Origin of the sequence: Aquitalea magnusonii, assembly GCF_002217795.2 — a bacterium.
Classification (GTDB): domain Bacteria; phylum Pseudomonadota; class Gammaproteobacteria; order Burkholderiales; family Chromobacteriaceae; genus Aquitalea; species Aquitalea magnusonii_B.
In genome coordinates this window covers 3200737-3217885 of record NZ_AP018823.1, presented here as the reverse complement: position 1 = coordinate 3217885, position 17149 = coordinate 3200737, and the positions used below count along the sequence as shown (strand labels likewise).

At 58.2% G+C, this 17149-nt stretch carries 18 protein-coding genes; 9 read left to right on the top strand and 9 right to left on the bottom strand.

Annotation, left to right across the window (positions count from 1 at the left end; genetic code table 11):
* The first annotated feature begins 13 nt into the window (after positions 1–13).
* The 5 genes from DLM_RS15320 to DLM_RS15300 all read left to right on the top strand — a co-directional run bounded on the left by DLM_RS15320 (position 14) and on the right by DLM_RS15300 (position 4918).
* Positions 14–523 carry an ureidoglycolate lyase gene (locus tag DLM_RS15320; protein WP_089085624.1) on the top strand — a complete coding sequence of 170 codons (510 nt, stop codon included), beginning with the start codon at positions 14–16 and terminating at the stop codon, positions 521–523.
* A gap of 133 nt (positions 524–656) precedes the next feature.
* On the top strand, positions 657–2012 hold the full coding sequence (locus tag DLM_RS15315) for a nucleobase:cation symporter-2 family protein (RefSeq protein ID WP_167467138.1): 1356 nt from the start codon (positions 657–659) through the stop codon (positions 2010–2012).
* Between the two features lie 50 nt (positions 2013–2062).
* Positions 2063–2545, top strand: a complete 483-nt coding sequence (locus DLM_RS15310) for an XdhC family protein (RefSeq protein ID WP_089085626.1) — start codon at positions 2063–2065, stop codon at positions 2543–2545.
* A 115-nt stretch (positions 2546–2660) separates the two neighbouring features.
* Positions 2661–4562, top strand: coding sequence for a molecular chaperone HtpG (gene htpG / locus DLM_RS15305; protein ID WP_089085627.1), 1902 nt, complete (start codon positions 2661–2663; stop codon positions 4560–4562).
* Positions 4563–4657: 95 nt separating this feature from the next.
* Entirely contained in the window at positions 4658–4918 is a 261-nt protein-coding gene (locus tag DLM_RS15300) for a TfoX/Sxy family protein (protein ID WP_089085628.1), read from the top strand.
* A gap of 1 nt (position 4919) precedes the next feature.
* Here the strand turns inward: DLM_RS15300 and DLM_RS15295 are convergent, their stop codons facing one another.
* On the bottom strand, positions 4920–5525 hold the full coding sequence (locus DLM_RS15295; protein WP_089085629.1) for a glutathione S-transferase family protein: 606 nt from the start codon (positions 5523–5525) through the stop codon (positions 4920–4922).
* 15 nt (positions 5526–5540) lie between these two features.
* Positions 5541–5804: a DUF2917 domain-containing protein gene (locus DLM_RS15290; RefSeq protein WP_167467136.1), complete on the bottom strand. Its 264-nt coding sequence runs from the start codon at positions 5802–5804 to the stop codon at positions 5541–5543.
* A gap of 94 nt (positions 5805–5898) precedes the next feature.
* Here DLM_RS15290 and DLM_RS15285 point away from each other — a divergent pair, with 94 nt between their 5' ends.
* Together DLM_RS15285 and DLM_RS15280 are read left to right on the top strand one after the other, a co-directional pair.
* The gene (locus DLM_RS15285) at positions 5899–6786 is read left to right on the top strand and encodes a LysR substrate-binding domain-containing protein (RefSeq protein ID WP_089085631.1); all 888 of its coding nucleotides are present in this window, start codon (positions 5899–5901) and stop codon (positions 6784–6786) included.
* Between the two features lie 52 nt (positions 6787–6838).
* On the top strand, positions 6839–7168 hold the full coding sequence (locus DLM_RS15280; RefSeq protein ID WP_231959865.1) for a YnfA family protein: 330 nt from the start codon (positions 6839–6841) through the stop codon (positions 7166–7168).
* 59 nt (positions 7169–7227) lie between these two features.
* On the opposite strand, the gene DLM_RS15275 is transcribed toward DLM_RS15280, so the two are convergent.
* The 6 genes from DLM_RS15275 to aceB all read right to left on the bottom strand — a co-directional run bounded on the left by DLM_RS15275 (position 7228) and on the right by aceB (position 13483).
* Positions 7228–7839, bottom strand: coding sequence for a glutathione S-transferase (locus DLM_RS15275; RefSeq protein ID WP_089085632.1), 612 nt, complete (start codon positions 7837–7839; stop codon positions 7228–7230).
* Between the two features lie 94 nt (positions 7840–7933).
* On the bottom strand, positions 7934–8629 hold the full coding sequence (locus DLM_RS15270) for an SIMPL domain-containing protein (protein ID WP_089085633.1): 696 nt from the start codon (positions 8627–8629) through the stop codon (positions 7934–7936).
* 138 nt (positions 8630–8767) lie between these two features.
* On the bottom strand, positions 8768–9562 hold the full coding sequence (locus tag DLM_RS15265; protein ID WP_089085634.1) for an ABC transporter ATP-binding protein: 795 nt from the start codon (positions 9560–9562) through the stop codon (positions 8768–8770).
* The gene (locus tag DLM_RS15260) at positions 9559–10461 is read right to left on the bottom strand and encodes an ABC transporter permease (RefSeq protein ID WP_045847576.1); all 903 of its coding nucleotides are present in this window, start codon (positions 10459–10461) and stop codon (positions 9559–9561) included. Before DLM_RS15260 ends, DLM_RS15265 begins: the two co-directional genes overlap by 4 nt.
* Before the next feature lie 130 nt (positions 10462–10591).
* Positions 10592–11551, bottom strand: coding sequence for an ABC transporter substrate-binding protein (locus DLM_RS15255; RefSeq protein ID WP_089085635.1), 960 nt, complete (start codon positions 11549–11551; stop codon positions 10592–10594).
* Between the two features lie 336 nt (positions 11552–11887).
* On the bottom strand, positions 11888–13483 hold the full coding sequence (aceB, locus tag DLM_RS15250) for a malate synthase A (RefSeq protein ID WP_089085636.1): 1596 nt from the start codon (positions 13481–13483) through the stop codon (positions 11888–11890).
* 149 nt (positions 13484–13632) lie between these two features.
* Here aceB and DLM_RS15245 point away from each other — a divergent pair, with 149 nt between their 5' ends.
* On the top strand, positions 13633–14529 hold the full coding sequence (locus DLM_RS15245; RefSeq protein WP_089085637.1) for a LysR family transcriptional regulator: 897 nt from the start codon (positions 13633–13635) through the stop codon (positions 14527–14529).
* A gap of 463 nt (positions 14530–14992) precedes the next feature.
* Positions 14993–16390 carry an amino acid permease gene (locus DLM_RS15240; RefSeq protein WP_089085638.1) on the top strand — a complete coding sequence of 466 codons (1398 nt, stop codon included), beginning with the start codon at positions 14993–14995 and terminating at the stop codon, positions 16388–16390.
* A gap of 66 nt (positions 16391–16456) precedes the next feature.
* Here DLM_RS15240 and DLM_RS15235 read toward each other — a convergent pair whose 3' ends face one another.
* Positions 16457–17011: a flavodoxin family protein gene (locus DLM_RS15235; protein ID WP_089085639.1), complete on the bottom strand. Its 555-nt coding sequence runs from the start codon at positions 17009–17011 to the stop codon at positions 16457–16459.
* Between the last annotated feature and the right edge of the window lie 138 nt (positions 17012–17149).

Below are 17149 nucleotides of genomic sequence, written 5' to 3'. Positions count from 1 at the left end.
GAGGAGAAACATCATGGCCCTGCTGGTTCTGGAAGCCCTGAGCAAGGAAGCGTTCGCCCCCTTTGGCGAGGTCATTGAAATCGAAGGCAGTGACTGGTTTCCCATCAATAATGGCAGCACTCAGCGTTATCACAAGCTGGGCATGGTCGAAGTGCTGGGCGAGGGCGGATATCCCGCCATCAGCATGGCACGTGGCGCGGCCTTTGATTTCCCACTGAGCATCAATATGCTCGAACGCCATCCGTTGGGCAGCCAATCCTTCATTCCCTGCAATGGTGTGCCTTTTATCGTCGTGGTGGCACCCAGCCTGCCGAATGGCATGCCTGATGAGCGCGGACTACGTGCTTTTCATGTCCGTGCCGATCAGGGGGTTAACTATCGCAGTGGATGCTGGCATCACCCCTTGATCAGTCTGGGAAAGGAAGGTGATTTCATCGTAGTAGACCGCGTAGGAAGTGGGCACAACTGTGATGAAGTGGTCTTGTCCACGGGCTATCGCATTGAGGCTGCCAACCCGCCTTAATTCCTGATTGTTCCCGTTCTAGTCCTTGTTGTCGCTGCAACAGGGTGGCCCCGTTACGCCTGTTTCCTGGCGGGCCACCTTCCCGTCCAGCGTCTTTTGCGCTGGCGGATGACTCATGCAAAGGAGAGACTTGATGAACTCGTCACAAAATGTTCATCCGGTGGATGAAAAGCTGCCATTGGTGCAGTTGTTCACACTGGGCTTGCAACACGTACTGGTGATGTATGCCGGCGCCGTGGCGGTGCCATTGATTGTCGGTGGCGCAGTGGGCTTGCCCAAGGAGCAGATCGCTTTTCTGGTCAGTGCCGACCTGTTCTGCTGTGGTTTGGTCACGTTGTTGCAATGCCTGGGTTGCAAGGGCTTTGGCATCCGCATGCCGGTTATCATGGCGGTGACTTTTGCCACCGTGGGGCCGATGATTGCCATTGGCCAGAATCCGGCCTTAGGGCTGCCCGGAATTTTTGGTGCCACCATCGCTGCAGGGCTGCTGTCTTTGCTGTTGGTGCCGCTGATTGGCCGCTTGATCCGCTTTTTTCCACCGCTGGTAACTGGTGTGGTGATTACTTCAATTGGCTTGTCCATCATCGGTGTCGGTATCAACTGGTCGGCTGGCGGACTGGGCTCACCGGATTACGGTAGTCCGCTGTATCTTGGCATCTCGCTTAGTGTGTTGATCTTTATCTTGCTGATCATCCGCTTTGCCCGTGGTTTCCTGGCCAATATCTCCATCCTGCTGGGACTGGTGCTGGGGTTTTGCATCGCACTGTTGTTGGGGAAAGTGGATTTCAACGGTTTACAGGATGCCAGCTGGTTTGCCCTGATTACTCCCTTCAAGTTTGGTACACCGCGTTTCGAGCTGTGGTCGATTGTCACTCTTACCGTGGTGATGCTGATTGTCTTCATCGAGTCGATGGGCATGTTCCTGGCACTGGGCGAAATTGTCGACCGCCCGGTCAAGCGTGATGATTTGGTACGGGGCTTGCGGGTGGATGCGCTGGGAACGATGGTAGGTGGCATATTCAATACTTTCCCGCATACATCGTTTTCGCAAAATATCGGTTTGGTCAGCATTACCGGTGTGAGCAGTCGCTGGGTTTGTGTGATGGCCGGTTTTATCTTGATTGCATTTGGCCTGGTGCCCAAGATGTCTATCGTGGTGGCGTCCATTCCGCCCTTTGTACTGGGTGGTGCCGGTATCGTGATGTTCGGCATGGTGCTGGCGACGGGTATCAAGGTGTTGTCGCGGGTGGATTTCCATAATCGCTACAACCTGTACATCGTGGCTATCAGTCTGGGTATGGGCATGATTCCGACTGTCGCCAAAGATTTCTTTGGCCAGATGCCAGCCGGCATGGCGCCGCTATTGCATAGTGGCATCCTGCTTGCCAGCCTGACTGCTGTGGTGTTGAACGCATTTTTCAATGGCCTGGGTACTGCCGACCTGTCTGAAACCAGCACAACCGAAGTGATGTCGGTGCCAGGGCATTGAAGTTCTAAGGCGGCAGTATCAGGAGTGGGGACGAATGTGCAGGGGGAAGCATGCGACAAGATGATTTGTCCTCATCGCTCATGCAGGTGGTGTTGTGTGGTGCATCTGATGTGGGGCGGGCGGTGTGTCGCTTATTGGCAGACCTACCTTGCAGGGTATTCTGGCTGGACAGCCGACCCGCCTTCTTCCCAGCCAGGCTTCCGCCAAATACCACTGCCATTGTTGGTTCAGTTGAGCAGATGGCCCACCTTCCGGCAGATGCATGTTGGTTGGTCATGACGCATAGCGATGAGCAGGATTATGACTGGATAGAGCACATCCTGTTGCGCAACGATGCCCGCTACATCGGTTTGTTGTGCTGTCACAGCAAGCTGGCAGATTTCAATCTGCGCCTGATCAATTGTGTTCCATTAGGCCGTATTGCCGCTATTCGCTGTCTTTTGGCCTCACCCGGCGTGCAGAATCGCCAGCCTGCTGCCATTGCCATTACCGTGGTGGCAGAGCTGTTGCAACTGCTCAAGCCGGAGCAATAGTGGGATCGTCATGAAACGATGTCACTCACCCCCTGTGTGAGAAAGGGTATTGAAATCGGCTGGCTTGTCCCTATCTGTCTGCTCACTGTTACCCAACTACTGATGAATAGAGACTATGAGCGCACAGAAAGAAACCTTGGGCTTTCAGACCGAAGTCAAGCAACTGCTTCACCTGATGATCCACTCCTTGTACTCCAACAAGGAGATCTTCCTGCGAGAACTCATCTCCAATGCATCGGATGCTGCCGACAAACTGCGTTTTGAAGGTCTGGCCAAGCCCGAGTTGTTTGAGAATGATGCCGAGCTGAAGATTACCGTCAGCTTTGACAAGGAAGCCCGCACCATCACCATTTCCGACAATGGTATCGGCATGAGTCGCGACGAGGTGATTGCCAATATCGGCACCATCGCCAAGTCTGGCACCAAGGCATTCTTCGAACAGTTGTCTGGCGACTCCAAGAAGGATGCCAATCTGATTGGCCAGTTTGGTGTCGGCTTTTACTCGGCCTTTATTGTGGCCGACAAGGTGAGCCTGACCACCCGCCGTGCCGGTGCAGCCGCCAGCGAAGGTGTTCGCTGGGAATCCCAGGGCGAGGGTGAGTACACGCTGGAACAGGTGGAAAAAGCCGGCCGCGGTACTGACATCGTACTGCACTTGAAGGAAGGCGAAGACGAGCTGTTGGCCGACTGGGCACTCAAGCGTATCGTGCGTACTTACTCCGATCACATCTCCATCCCGATTCTGATGAAGAAGGGCAATAGCTACGGCGAAAATGGCGAAGTGATTGAAAGCGATGAGCTTGAAGCCGTCAATGCCGCTTCGGCCTTGTGGACCCGCAGCAAGGGCGAAATCAGCGACGAGCAGTACATCGAGTTTTACAAGCACGTGGCGCATGATTTTGCCGACCCGCTGGCCTGGAGCCATGCCCGCGTCGAAGGTCGTCAGGAATACACCGAACTGCTATACATCCCGGCCCGCGCACCGTTCGACATGTGGGACCGCGAGCGCAAGCAGGGCATCAAGCTGTATGTGCGTCGCGTGTTCATCATGGAAGACAGCGACAAGCTGATGCCGCAATACCTGCGCTTTGTGCGCGGGGTGATCGACAGCAATGATCTGCCACTGAATGTTTCGCGCGAAATCTTGCAGGAAAGCAAGGATATCGATGCCATTCGCGCCGGTTGTGTTAAGAAAGTGCTGGGCTTGCTGGAAGATCTGGCCAGCAATCAGCCGGAAAAATACGCCGCATTCTGGAAAGAGTTCGGCCAGGTGCTGAAAGAAGGCGTGGGCGAAGACCATGCCAACAAGGAGCGTATCGCCAAGCTGTTGCGCTTTGCTTCCAGCACGGTGGAAAGCGATGAGCCGACTGTCAGCCTGAGCGACTATATCGGCCGCATGAAAGAAGGTCAGGACAAGATCTACTACATCACCGCCGATACGCTGGCTGCGGCGCGCAACAGCCCGCATCTGGAAGTGTTCAAGAAGAAGGGCGTGGAGGTGCTGTTGCTGACCGACCGTGTGGACGAATGGGTGGTCGGTTCCTTGTTTGAATTTGATGGCAAATCCTTGCAGTCGGTGGCCAAAGGCGAACTGGACCTGGGCGCACTGGAGGACGAAGCCGACAAGGAAGCCCAAAAGCAGGCTGAAGAAGCCGCCAAACCGGTGGTGGAAAAAGTGCAAACTGCCTTGGGCGACAAGGTGAAGGAAGTGCGCGCCACCGCGCGCCTGACCGATAGCCCGGCCTGCCTGGTTGCGGGTGAACACGATATGAGTGCCCACCTGGAACGCATGCTGAAGGCTGCCGGCCAGAAGGTGGAAGCCAGCAAACCTACGCTGGAGATCAACCCGGAGCATGTACTGGTGAAGCGTCTGGCCGAAGAGTCGGACGCTGGACGTGCGGCCGATCTGGCCCAGGTGCTGTACGACCAAGCCTTGCTGGCCGAGGGCGGCAAGCTGGAAGACCCGGCTACTTTTGTCAAACGTATCAACAAGCTGCTGCTGGAACTGTCCGCCTAAGCCCACGATCCGCTGTACACTGAAACCGCCCCAGATAACCGGCTTGCCGCGTATCTGGGGCGGTTTTCATTCATCAGCGTGGCAAAGGAGCGGTCATGAGTAAACCTTGGCGCAACCTGGGGCCGGCATCACGGCGGATGCTGAACGATGCCGGTATTGTCACGTTCGCACAGTTGGTCCATTACGGTGCAGTAGCCAGCTATCGTTTGGTGAAACAACACCATCCCCAGGCCAGCCTCAACTTGTTGTGGGCGCTGCAAGGTGCGCTGGATGATCAGCCGTGGCAGCAGGTGGCGCGTGAGCAGCGGCTGTCGCTGCTATTGCAACTGGAATCGCAGGAGCCGCCCGGGGAATAGCTTACTCAAAGGGTGTGGCCACAAAGGCTGGCAGGGCCTCGGCTTGTGTGCTCCATTGCTGCAGCAGCGGAAAATCGTCCCAGACCAATTGCTGTGGCAGTAGCTCACGGCTGAAGCGCCAGGCCACGGCGATACTGATCCCTGCCTGGTCTAGTGGTGTGGAAGACAGCGCTTCAATAGTCAGCTCCTTTTCCAGCAAGCCATAGGCGGCCAGCAACTGGGCGCTGATCCGTTCCTGCCAGGGTAGATGTCGTTTGTCCTCGGGCCGCAAGTTCTGCTCGTAGGCCAGTTGTACACTTTTTTCCATTGCCGCCAGGGTCAGTCCCAGCAAGCGCAGCGTGCGTTGCCGCTGTGGCAGGGTCTTGGGCATCAGGCTGCGCTCCGGATGCAAGCTGTCCAGATAATCCAGAATCAGGGTGGAGTCCATCAGCGTGCTGCCATCATCCAGAATCAGGGTGGGGGCCTTTACCACCGGATTGATGGCTTGAAATTCCGCCAGATGGCGGAATACCGATACCGCGCGATGGGTAAACGGAATCCCCATCAAGCGCATGCTGATGGCAACACGGCGCACATAGGGGGAGTCCAGCATGCCAATCAGTTGCATGATCTGCCTTCCTGTTCAAGCGGTTTGAAAATGGCTGGCAATGCTTAGCCAGCTGCATTGAGGGGTATTGGTGGCGGGGCGCATTTCCAGCTGGCCATGTCCTTCCAGCAGCAGCTTGCCGGCAGGGAGCTGTACTGAGTCTCCACCTTGCAGGCAGATGTCCTGGCCGTCAATCGTCAGCCAGTGCGCGCCGCTACGGGCAACGATCTGGCAGGGGCGGGATAGTTGCATCACCAGCAGTTCACCTTTTGCCAGTTCCAGCCTTAATGAGTGGGACATGGTCATCTCCTTTCGTGGGGGTGAGTTCACTATAAGTTGTGCGGTTGCTGCTGAAAATTGATATTTATTTGGAATTCATGTTAGTTTTTCTTACATGAGACCTTTACCACCCCTATCTGCGCTACGCAGTTTCGAAGCACTCGCCCGACTGGGTAGTGTTACGCAGGCAGCCAGCGAGCTGCATGTGACGCATTCGGCCATCAGCCAGCAAATACGCCAGCTTGAGGACATGCTGGGTGTGGTGTTGTTTGTCCGGGAAGGCCGAGGACTGCGCCTGACCGAGGATGGACGGCTGTATGCACTGCAAGTGCGTATCGGGCTGACCGAGTTAACCGAAGCTACACGTTTGATTCAGGCGCGCCCGCGGGATGGCGAGCTGGTGGTGGCGGTCATGCCTTCCTTTGGTGCGCACTGGCTGTTGCCGCGCTTACCCCGTTTTCAGGTGCGTTTCCCGCAATATCGCATCAGCCTGCGTGCCAGTCTGGATATTCAGGATTTGCGTCAGGGGCTGGTGGATATCGGTGTGCGCATGGGGCAGGGCGGTTGGGAGGGCTTGCAGCAGCAACATTTGTTTGATGATGAGTTGGTGGTGGTGGCTGCGCCTGGTTTCCGGCAGGGCAAACTGCCACGGACTCCCGCTGAGATTGTTGCCGGGCCGGTGGTTCGCACCGTGGAAAGCTGGATGGGCTGGTGTCAGGCAGCCGGAGTGGAAGAACCGTCACAAGCTGGGCTGTGGATTAATGATTCCAATCTGGTATTGCAGGCGGTGCAGCAGGGAATGGGCGTGGCGCTGGAGCGCCGCAGCCTGGTGGATGCCGGATTGAAGTCCGGCATGCTGGTACAGCTGAGTGATATTGTGGTGCCTTATCCCTATCCACACTGGCTGGTATGGCCGCAACGCGAAAGCTCTTTACTCAAGCAGCGTGATTTTGCTGGCTGGATGGCCGAGGAAGTGGCGCTGTATCAGCGTGGGCTGGCCTAGCTCTTGGCGGGCTTGTGCCATAGTACATGGCTGCAGATGTAAGGAAATGCCTGTGACTGGTTTGAAATTGTTATTGCTGTTTGCTCTGACCGCGCTGGCCGAGATTACCGGCTGCTATCTGCCCTGGCTGTGGCTGAAACAGCAGGGTTCAGTCTATTTATTAGTGCCAGCAGCGCTTTCACTGCTGCTGTTTGTCTGGCTGCTGACCTTGCATCCGGCAGCGGCCGGGCGGGTCTATGCCGCTTACGGCGGTGTCTATGTGGTGGTGGCCTTGTTATGGCTGTGGGTGGTTGATGGCGTGCGGCCCGGACTATGGGACGTGCTGGGTGCCACGCTGGCCTTGGCTGGCATGGCCATCATCATGCTGGCACCACGGCAGTGATGAGTGTGGTGGTGAGCGAAATAAAAAACCGGGATTACCCCGGTTTTGGTGTGCCTTGCTCAGACTGCCGGTGGCAGGGTATCGATGAAGGATTGGCGGGTGGACAACCGTTCCAGCAGATTGGCCAGATTGGGGTGGCGTTCGCGCCAGTCGATGGCCGGAAAGCGGAAGTCCAGGTAGCCCAGGCAGCAGCCGACGGCAATATCGGCAAGGCTATAGCTTTCCCCATTACACCATTGGCGTTCTGCCAGATCCGACGACATGGCGGCAAGGCCGCGGTCAATCTTGTCCTGCTGGCGCGCAATCCACTCCGGCATCTGCTTGTCTGCCGGCCGGCGTTGTTCCAGCACAATGGCGACTGCAGCATCGGTAATGCCATCGGCCAGTGCTTCCCAGCGCCGGGTATTGATCAGACGGCGGTTTTCCTGTGGCAGCAGACGGGCCACTGGCGAGATATTGTCCAGATATTCCACGATGACCCGCGAATCGAACAGGGTGCTGCCGTCATCCAGCTCCAGCACCGGGACTTTGCCCAGAGGGTTGTAATGCGGGACCTGGCTGTCCGGATTCCACGGCATGTCCTCTTCCAGCGGGCAATCAATCTTCTTGTCGGCCAGTACGATGCGTACCTTGCGGGCATACGGACTGGTGTAGGAGGCAATCAGTTTCATGGTGGTAGAGTGCTCGGCGGGTCGTAAAAGCGGGCTGATGTATTCAGCCCGTTGTGTTGCTTACTGTAGCGCAAGGTCGCGGTGGCATAAAGGGCTAGTTGAGCTCAATCTTGCCATTGATGGTGAGTTGCAACTGGCTTTGGCCGGGTTGCCAGTCTGGCTGTGCCACATCGGCTTCCTTGGCCATGGGCGCGACGGCAGCGCGCATCAGCATGGGCGGCCGGAATGCTGGCGCGGCATTGCCAAACTCCAGCTCCTTGATGGAGATACGGCTTTTGCCCAGGGTTTGCGCCGTGATATTGGCTTGTGCCTGCATTTCGGCCAATGCTGCCGGGATCATGGCTTTTTCCGCAGCGCGGCGGGCTGTATCGGAGACGGTGAACTGCACGCCTTCCAGCAGCATGGTTTTTTGTAGCTGTGCTACCAGCTCGGCAGCCTGGGTCATATCCCGGCTTTTCAGGCGGATTTCGGCCCGGCCTTGCCAGCCTTGGATCTTGCCGTTCTTGTCGTAGCTGGGCCAACTGTTATAGCTGCCACTGCTGACGTCCACCAGCGGATATTTCTTGCCAAGTGCCATGCCCTGGGCAATGCCCTTGTTCAGGCGATTGGCCAGCGTGGCGGGCTGCTCGCTTTTTTCCTGCAGGTAGAGCGTGGCTTGCAACTGGTCGTTGGCGACTTCTTGCTGGGCTGAGCCTGACAGGCGCAGTTCGATGCCATCGGCTGCCTTGGCCAGGGCCGGCGCGATGAGCAGGCTGGCTGCCATCAGGGAGGGAATAAGCGTGGTTTTCATGCGGACTCCTGCAAAGATAAGCAAACAGGCGTTTGAGCGGGGCTGATGCAGAAGGTTCGCATATCTGGCTAGGAATTGGCCACTGAGCGTGGCAGGCCCGTGCCGGCTGGTGTGCAGCAACCGGCACGGGGACAGGGCTTAGCCCAGCAACAGCGCGTCGTCGTCCAGCTTTTCGCCACGCGTCTGCTCGAACATGGCCAGCAGATCGGGCACATCCATGCGGCTGCGGCTGTCGCCGCTGACATCCAGTACCACGCGGCCTTGGTGCAGCATGACGGTGCGATGGCCGTGATCCAGCGCCTGGCGCATGGAGTGGGTCACCATCAGGGCGGTCAGCTTGTTCTCGGTCACGATGCGGTCGGTCAGCTCCAGCACGAAGGCTGCGGTTTTCGGGTCGAGCGCGGCGGTGTGCTCATCCAGCAGCAGCAGGCGGGAAGGCTGCAAGGAGGCCATCAGCAGGCTGACAGCCTGGCGCTGACCGCCGGAGAGCAGGCCCATGCGGTCGCCCAGGCGGTTTTCCAGGCCCAGCTTGAGGGTGGCCAGCTTGTCGCGGAAGGCTGCGCGATAACTGGCCTTGACCGCGCGCGACAGGCCGCGTCCCTGGCCGCGCTGCATGGCCAGTGCCAGGTTTTCTTCAATGGTGAGCCCTTCGCAGGTACCGGCCAGCGGGTCCTGAAACACGCGGGCTACCAGTGCCGCACGCTGCCAGGCTGACTGGCGGGTGACATCCTGCCCGTCAATGAACAGGCTGCCGCTGTCCGGGCTGATGTCACCGCTGATGGCATTCAGAAAAGTGGATTTACCAGCACCATTGCTGCCAATCACGGTGACGAACTGGCCGGACTCGATGGTGAGCGACAGGCCGCGCAGCACCGGGTTTTCCAGCGGTGTGCCGGGATTAAAGGTTTTGAACAGATTGTCGGCGCGCATCATGCGGATTTTCCTCCTTGCTTGTTGCGCAGCTTGCCTTTGATCTTGGGCAGTACCAGCGCCAGGCCCACCAGCACGGCGGTAATCAGGTTCAGGTCTTGCGCTTGCAGGCCGATGAAATCGGCATTCAGCGCCAGGGCGATCAGCAGGCGGTAGAGCAGTGCGCCCAGCACAGTGGCCAGTGTCACCAGCCATAGTGTGCGTGGCGGCAGCAGGGTTTCACCGATGATGACGGCGGCGAGGCCCACCACAATGGTGCCGATGCCCATGGAGATGTCGGCACCGCCCTGGGTTTGCACGTATAGCGCACCGGCCAGTGCAATCAGCGCATTGGACAGGGCCATGCCGGCCAGGGTCATGCGGTCGGTGGAGATGCCTTGGGCCCGTGCCATGCGCGGGTTGGCACCGGTGGCGCGCAGCGCGAGGCCGGTTTCCGAGGCGAAGAAGGCATCCAGCAACAGCTTGGCGATTACCACTATGACCGCCAGCACAGCAGGCTGAATCAGCCAGGCGTTGTCATTCACCGTGCTGATGAAGGGAGTGAATACGGTGGGCAGGCCGATCAGCGCGATATTGGGTGCGCCCATGATGCGCAGATTGATGGAATAGAGCGCAATCATCACCAGAATGCTGGCCAGCAATTGCAAGATGCCCAGACGCACATTGAGCCAGGCGGTGAGCCAGCCGGCGGCGGCACCGGCAATGGCGGCCAGGCCGCAAGCCAGCCACGGGTCATGGCCACCGGCAATCAGCACGGCAGCCACGGCACCGCCCAGCGGGAAACTGCCGTCGGCGGTAAGGTCGGGAAAATTGAGCAGGCGGAAGGAAATCAGCACGCCCAGTGCGACGAGGGCAAAGATCAGGCCGATTTCCAGCGCGCCCATCAGTGAAATCAGGGACATGAACACCTCTGCAACATGCCGGCCCGTCGGGGTGGGGGCCGGCAAGCCTGGCCTGGGTGAGGCCGGGCTGTGGATACGGAAAACGCCCAGATGGCAGGCATGGCATCTGGGCGGTCAGGCTGGGAGCAGCTTACTTGATCGTGTTCTGCGCTTCTTTCAGCAGGGCGGCGGACAGCGGGGCGCCTTGCTTCATGGCGGCAGACGGGTTCACGGTCAGGCTCAGCTTGCTGCCAACTTCCGGAGCGATGGCACCCGGCTTTTCACCCTTCAGGATGCGTACCACGATCTTGCCGGTCTGACGCCCCATATCGTAGTAGTTCATGCCCAAGGCGGCGATGGCACCGCGTTTCACCGAGTCGGTATCCGAGGCAATCAGCGGCAGCTTGGCCTGATTGGCCACGGCCACCAGCGATTCGTAGGTGGACACCACATTGTTGTCGGTGCTGGTGTAGATGGCGTCAACCTTGCCGATCAGGCTCTTGGCTGCCGGCGCCACGTCCACGGTGCGCGGTGCCGGGGCTTCCACCAGGCTCATGCCGCGCTTGGCCAGTTCGGCTTTTAATTCCTTCACCACAATGGTGGAGTTGACTTCACCCGGGCTGAACACCATGCCGATGCGCTTGGCACCCGGTTTCACCTTCAGGATCAGGTCCACCTGCGGGCCCAGCGGCAGCATGTCGGAAACGCCGGTTACATTGGTGCCGTTGGCTTTCCAGCTGCTCACCAGCTTGGCTGCCACCGGGTCAGTAACAGCGGTAAACACGATGGGCAGGGTTTTGCTGGCGGCAACCAGTGCCTGGGCCGACGGTGTGGCAATGGCCACGGCGACGTCAGGTTTGTCGCCGACGAACTTGCGGGCAATCTGGCCGGCAGTGGCCGGGTTGCCCTGCGCGCTTTGATACTGCACCTTGACCTTGTCCTCACCAAAACCCTCGGCTTTCAGTTGGTCAGTCACCCCTTTGCGGGCGGCATCCAGCGCCGGGTGATCGACAATGGCCGTAATGGCAACCGACTTGAGTTCGGCTGCGGAAGCAGACAGGGAGAGCACGGCTGCAGCGGCAGCCAGCAGTTGGCGATGGCGTAGGGACATGGCAATTCCTTGTGAGTCAGGATAGATTTTTTTGGAAAATGAATATTTCGCGCAATTTTATTCCAATACCAAAGATTTTTCTTGTTGCGTTGCGCAATAAAATGGCTGAGATTGGATGTTGGAGACAGGAAGTTGCCCGATCGCCCGGCAGGCGAAAAAAAAGCGGCCCGGATCACGGGCCGCATGAGTGTAAGCTGGCAAATTGCCAACCATTGGATCGATCGTTCAGAGCCTACAAAACCCTGCTGCTGCGTTGCGCCTCCTTGCCGTACTCAATGTACTGTCTACGTCGGCGCGCCTTGCCTCAGGGTCAATGCCCTATTTTGTACCTTGTCTTTAGTCGATGTAGTCGTAACCCGGCAGGGTGAGGAACTCGACAAAGTCATCCGAGGTGGTCAGATGGTCGAACATGCTGGCTGCGTCCTCGTACTGCTTGGTCCAGCGATTGCCGTATTCCGCCTTGAGCTTGGCCACTTCGGCGGCTTGCAGTTCGCGGAACAGTTCCACCGTCACCTTGCGGCCATCTTCCAGCACGCCCTTGGGGCTGCGGATCCATTGCCAGATCTGCGAGCGGGAGATTTCTGCGGTGGCGGCATCTTCCATCAGGTTGTGGATGGGCACGCAGCCGTTGCCGGAAATCCATGAGCCCAGATACTGGATGCCCACATTGATGTTCATGGCCAGGCCGGCTTCGGTGATCGGCGCTTCCGGCTGGAAATTCAGCAGGTCGGCGGCGGTGACATTCACATCCGGACGCTGCTTGGCAATCTGGTTGGGCGCATCACCCAGCACGCGGCTGAAGGCCTCGTTGGCAATCGGCACCAGGCCCGGATGGGCAACCCAGCCGCCGTCGTAGCCGTCGGTGGCATCGCGGTCCTTGTCGGCCTTCACCCCGCCCAGCGCCTTTTCATTGGCCACCGGATCGTTCTTGATCGGAATCAGTGCCGCCATGCCGCCAATGGCCGGCGCATTGCGCTGGTGGCAGGTTTTGAGCAGCAGCAGGGCATAGGCACGCATGAAGGGCACGGTCATGGTGATCTGTGCACGGTTGGCCAGGCAGAAGTCGCGATTCTGCTTGAACTTCTTGATGCAGCTGAAGATGTAGTCCCAGCGACCGGCATTCAGACCGGAGCTGTGTTCGCGCAGTTCGTAGAGGATTTCGTCCATCTCGAAGGCAGCGAGGATGGTTTCAATCAGCACGGTGGCCTTGATGGTGCCTTGCGGGATACCCAGTTCCTTCTGGGCAAACACGAACACATCGTTCCACAGGCGCGCTTCCAGATGGCCTTCCATCTTGGGCAGATAGTAATAGGTGGCGCTGCCCACGGTTTGCAGGTAGGCAATATTGTGGAAGAAGGACAAGGCGAAGTCGAACAGTGCGCCGGAGACAATCTCGCCATCCACGGTGACGTGCTTTTCCATCAGGTGCCAGCCGCGCGGACGCAGGATCAGGGTGGCAATGGTGTCGTTCAGCTTGTATTGCTTGCCGTCCGGGTTGGCAAAGGAAATGGTCTTGCGATACGCATCGCGGACGTTGATCTGGCCGCTGATCTGGTTTTCCCAGCTCGGACAGTTGGAGTCCTCGAAGTCGGCCATGAAGCTCTTGGCACCGGAGTTCAGTGCATTGATCATCATTTTGCGATCAACCGGGCCGGTGATTTCCACGCGGCGGTCCAGCAGGTCTTGCGGCAGCGGGGCAATTTTCCAGTCGCCAGCGCGGATGGCGGCGGTTTCCGGCAGGAAGTCAGGCAGTTTGCCGGCATCCAGTTCCGCCTGGCGTACCACGCGGGCGGCAATCAGCTCACGGCGGCGGCCTTCAAACTGGCGGTGCAGCTTGGCAACAAAGGCCAGGGCTTCGGTGGTGAGGATTTCTTCAAACGCCGGGGTCAGCGGGGCGAGGATTTCCACGCCTTGCGGAAGGGTGACGGCCATATGCTTGCTCCTGAAGTGAATTGCGTTGCGACGGCAGGCTGCCGCCTGGATTCATCAAAATGCTGCAATGCGATGACAGCAGTGTATCTAGCCAAACAGTAAAAAAAAATGCATAAATAGGCATAACATCTTTTACTTTTGAGTAGGTAATGAGTGAGCTGAAACAGTTGGAAACCTTTGTGGCGGTGGTCAATCATGGCAGCCTGTCCGCTGCCGCCCGCCAGCAGGGGGTAGTGGCTGCCATGATAGGTCGCCGTCTGGATGCGCTGGAGGAGCGGCTGGGGGTGAAGCTGCTGGTGCGCACTACGCGCCGCGTGACCCTGACGCAGGAAGGTTCGGCCTTTTTTGAAGATTGCCAGCGCATTCTGGCCGAGCTGTCCGAGGCCGAGGCGGCGGTTGCCTCCGGCAGTGGCAGGGCGCGCGGTCATCTGCGGATATCCGCTCCGGCCGGTTTTGGGCGGCGTCACGTGGCTCCCCATATTGCAACTTTCCAGCAGGCGCATCCGGATATTCGCGTGACGCTGGATTTGTCCGATCGGCTGATCGATTTGCAGCGCGAGCGTATCGACTGTGCCATCCGCATTTCTGATTTGGCCGACTCCTCGCTGGTGGCCATGCGTCTGGCGGAAAACCGCCGCGTGGTGGTGGCGTCGCCCGCCTATCTGGCGCGCTACGGCATTCCACATACGCTGGAAGAACTGGCCCAGCACAACTGCCTGTCACTGGGGGAAAGTCAGAGTCGGGGCTGGAGCTTCGAACGCGATGGCGTACTGATTAATCTGCGCGTATCAGGACGGCAGGAATGTAATGATGGAGCGGTACTACACGACTGGGCATTGCAGGGACTGGGACTGGCCTGGCGCTCCTTGTGGGAGGTGAAGGATGACCTGTCAGAAGGGCGGCTGGTTACCGTGCTGGATCAGTTTGCCTCGCCGGATTATCCGGTGTATGCCGTGGTGCCGCAGCGTCGCTTCCTGCCGGCTCGGGTCAGGCATTTCATCGAACATTTACGCCAGATTTATACTGCCCCTGCTTATTGGGACTGAAGACGGACCACGCACGATGGGGGCTTATTTGCTTTGTCATGTGGCGTGAGACGCCGATTGGCAGGGCTTGGCTTATTGCTGCTTAGCGACTGCTTGTTTCTGCGCAAGGATATGCCAAATAGGCATGGCATTGCGTTTTTGCAGCAATTTCTGCCGTAATAATGATGGTAACGTGCTATTAACTGCTGATTTTTCAGAAAGTATGACAATTTGGGGGCAAATCCTGCCGCCGAAATCAGTGGTGAATGGATAATGGATACACTTTGTCCAAGTTTCTGGCTTGAACTGTTCCCCCCTTCCTGTAAGATCGCGCGTTTTCCGCGGCAGTGTTCTGCGTTGAGTTGCCGGTCACGAACCGGCACGGACAGGGCAGCTGCGGATGGGCTGAGTATGATCATCTAAGGCCGGTTGTCCCCTTGCCCAAACATGGCGGCGGCACCGGTGTACACAGGATAGTCTGAACATGAGTTTGATGCGCAAGAAGAGCGTTCAGGGCATGCTGGAATTTGCCCAGACCGCCAAAGGGCTTCGCAAGGAGCTGACGGCTTTCGACCTGACCATGCTGGGGATCGGTGCCATCATCGGGACCGGCATTTTCGTACTGACCGGCACCGGTGCCACTGTGGCCGGTCCTGGCCTGGTGCTGTCGTTTGTCATCGGAGCACTGGCATGTGGCTTTGCCGCGCTGTGCTATGCCGAGTTTGCGGCCATGCTGCCGATTTCCGGTTCAACCTATACCTATGCCTACGCCACGCTGGGCGAGCTGGTGGCCTGGATCATCGGCTGGGACCTGATGCTGGAATACCTGCTGGCATCGTCGGCGGTTTCGGTGGGCTGGTCTGGCTATTTCCAGAGCCTGCTGGGTGGTTTTGGCATTCATCTGCCAGATGCGCTGACCGCGGCTGCCGGTGCTGCGCCGGGTAAAGATACCATCTTCAACCTGCCGGCCTTTGCCATCGCCATGCTGATCACCGCCTTGCTGGCCTTTGGCATCAAGGAATCCAAGCGCGTCAACAATATCGTGGTGCTGATCAAGGTGGCGGTGGTGCTGATGTTCATCGCCATTGGCGTATGGCATGTCAAACCGGTCAACTGGAGCCCGGCCCTGCCTTACGGCATGAATGGCGTATTCCACGGCGCGGCCATCGTGTTTTTCAGCTTCCTGGGTTTTGACGCGGTGACTTGTGCAGCCGAAGAAGTGAAAGACCCGGCGCGCGACATCCCCAAGGGGGTGATCTGGTCGCTGGCCATCTGTTCGCTGCTGTATGTGATTGTGTCGGCCATCATGACCGGCATCGTGCCTTATGCGCAGTTTGCCGGTATCGACCACCCGGTATCGCTGGCGTTGCAAGTGGCCAAGCTGGACTGGTTTGCCGGTTTCGTCGATCTGGGTGCCATTCTGGGCATGCTGACGGTGATTCTGGTGATGACCTACGGTCAGACCCGCATCCTGTTTGCCATGAGCCGCGACGGTCTGCTGCCGAAAATCTTCTCCGAAGTGAACCCGAAATACGGTACGCCGTACAAGGCGACCTGGCTGATCGGCACCATCATTGCGCTGATTGCCGGCTTTATCCCGCTGCATACCCTGGCCGAACTGGTGAACATCGGTACGCTGGCTGCCTTCTCGTTGATTGCCATTGCCATCATCAAGCTGCGCAAGACCGAGCCGAACCTGCCGCGCAAATTCCTCTGCCCGGGCGTGCCTTATGTACCGGCATTGGCCGTCATCTTCTGCGTGTTCCTGATGGCGCAGCTATCCATGCTCACCTGGCTGTGCTTCGTGGTGTGGCTGGTGATTGGCCTGGTGGTGTACTTCGGCTACTCGCGCAAGAATTCACATCTGCACAAGCAAGCCTGATTTGGTCTTTGCCAAAGAAAAAGCCACCTCGCGAGGTGGCTTTTTTGTATCTGCAATGCGGAAAAATCAGCCGCGCAGCTTGGCGGCGATGGCAGCCACGCGTGCGCCATATTGCTTGGCGGTGTCCAGATCACCCTGCGGGATTTCATCCGCACTGGCATCAGACGGTGATTGCACCAGCAGGCCCACCGAGCCACCCAGATTGTTAATGTCGGTACGCTGGGCGGCCTTGGTGTTGCTCGGCAGCAGGCCCAGGCTGACCCAGATGCCACCATGTTGCGAAGCCAGGGTTTGCAGGGTGATCAGGGCAACCTGCTTGTCGCCGTTCAGGCTGGCACTATTGGTAAAGCCACCGAATACCTTGTCTTGCCAAGCACGGGTGAACCAGGCCTTGGACGTGGCATCGGCAAATTTCTTGAATTGCCAGCTCGGGCTGCCCATATAGGTGGGCGCACCAAAGATAATGGCATCGGCCGCGGCCAGTTGATCCCAGGCGCTGTCCGGCACATTGCCTTCAGCATCGATGGCGATGAGTTCGGCATTGGCACCAGCGGCCACTTGCTGGGCAACGCGCTGGGTATGGCCGTAACCGGAATGATAGACAACGACAACCTTGCTCATGGTGTATGCCTTTTCTGCAGATGAGTCGGGAGTAAGTGAGGTGCCATGAACGGCACGCCAGAAAGAATAGCAGCGTTCAGTATAGTGATTGTTCGTGTCAGGACTAGTCGCTTTTGATGAATTGATTGTTTAGCCAGA

Coding starts and splice junctions, on each gene's coding strand:
- DLM_RS15320 (WP_089085624.1), top strand. CDS start 14: ATGGCCCTGCTGGTTCTGGAAGCCCTGAGCAAGGAAGCGTTCGCCCCC.
- DLM_RS15315 (WP_167467138.1), top strand. CDS start 657: ATGAACTCGTCACAAAATGTTCATCCGGTGGATGAAAAGCTGCCATTG.
- DLM_RS15310 (WP_089085626.1), top strand. CDS start 2,063: ATGCGACAAGATGATTTGTCCTCATCGCTCATGCAGGTGGTGTTGTGT.
- htpG (WP_089085627.1), top strand. CDS start 2,661: ATGAGCGCACAGAAAGAAACCTTGGGCTTTCAGACCGAAGTCAAGCAA.
- DLM_RS15300 (WP_089085628.1), top strand. CDS start 4,658: ATGAGTAAACCTTGGCGCAACCTGGGGCCGGCATCACGGCGGATGCTG.
- DLM_RS15295 (WP_089085629.1), bottom strand. CDS start 5,525: ATGCAACTGATTGGCATGCTGGACTCCCCCTATGTGCGCCGTGTTGCC.
- DLM_RS15290 (WP_167467136.1), bottom strand. CDS start 5,804: ATGTCCCACTCATTAAGGCTGGAACTGGCAAAAGGTGAACTGCTGGTG.
- DLM_RS15285 (WP_089085631.1), top strand. CDS start 5,899: ATGAGACCTTTACCACCCCTATCTGCGCTACGCAGTTTCGAAGCACTC.
- DLM_RS15275 (WP_089085632.1), bottom strand. CDS start 7,839: ATGAAACTGATTGCCTCCTACACCAGTCCGTATGCCCGCAAGGTACGC.
- DLM_RS15270 (WP_089085633.1), bottom strand. CDS start 8,629: ATGAAAACCACGCTTATTCCCTCCCTGATGGCAGCCAGCCTGCTCATC.
- DLM_RS15265 (WP_089085634.1), bottom strand. CDS start 9,562: ATGATGCGCGCCGACAATCTGTTCAAAACCTTTAATCCCGGCACACCG.
- DLM_RS15260 (WP_045847576.1), bottom strand. CDS start 10,461: ATGTCCCTGATTTCACTGATGGGCGCGCTGGAAATCGGCCTGATCTTT.
- DLM_RS15255 (WP_089085635.1), bottom strand. CDS start 11,551: ATGTCCCTACGCCATCGCCAACTGCTGGCTGCCGCTGCAGCCGTGCTC.
- aceB (WP_089085636.1), bottom strand. CDS start 13,483: ATGGCCGTCACCCTTCCGCAAGGCGTGGAAATCCTCGCCCCGCTGACC.
- DLM_RS15245 (WP_089085637.1), top strand. CDS start 13,633: ATGAGTGAGCTGAAACAGTTGGAAACCTTTGTGGCGGTGGTCAATCAT.
- DLM_RS15240 (WP_089085638.1), top strand. CDS start 14,993: ATGAGTTTGATGCGCAAGAAGAGCGTTCAGGGCATGCTGGAATTTGCC.
- DLM_RS15235 (WP_089085639.1), bottom strand. CDS start 17,011: ATGAGCAAGGTTGTCGTTGTCTATCATTCCGGTTACGGCCATACCCAG.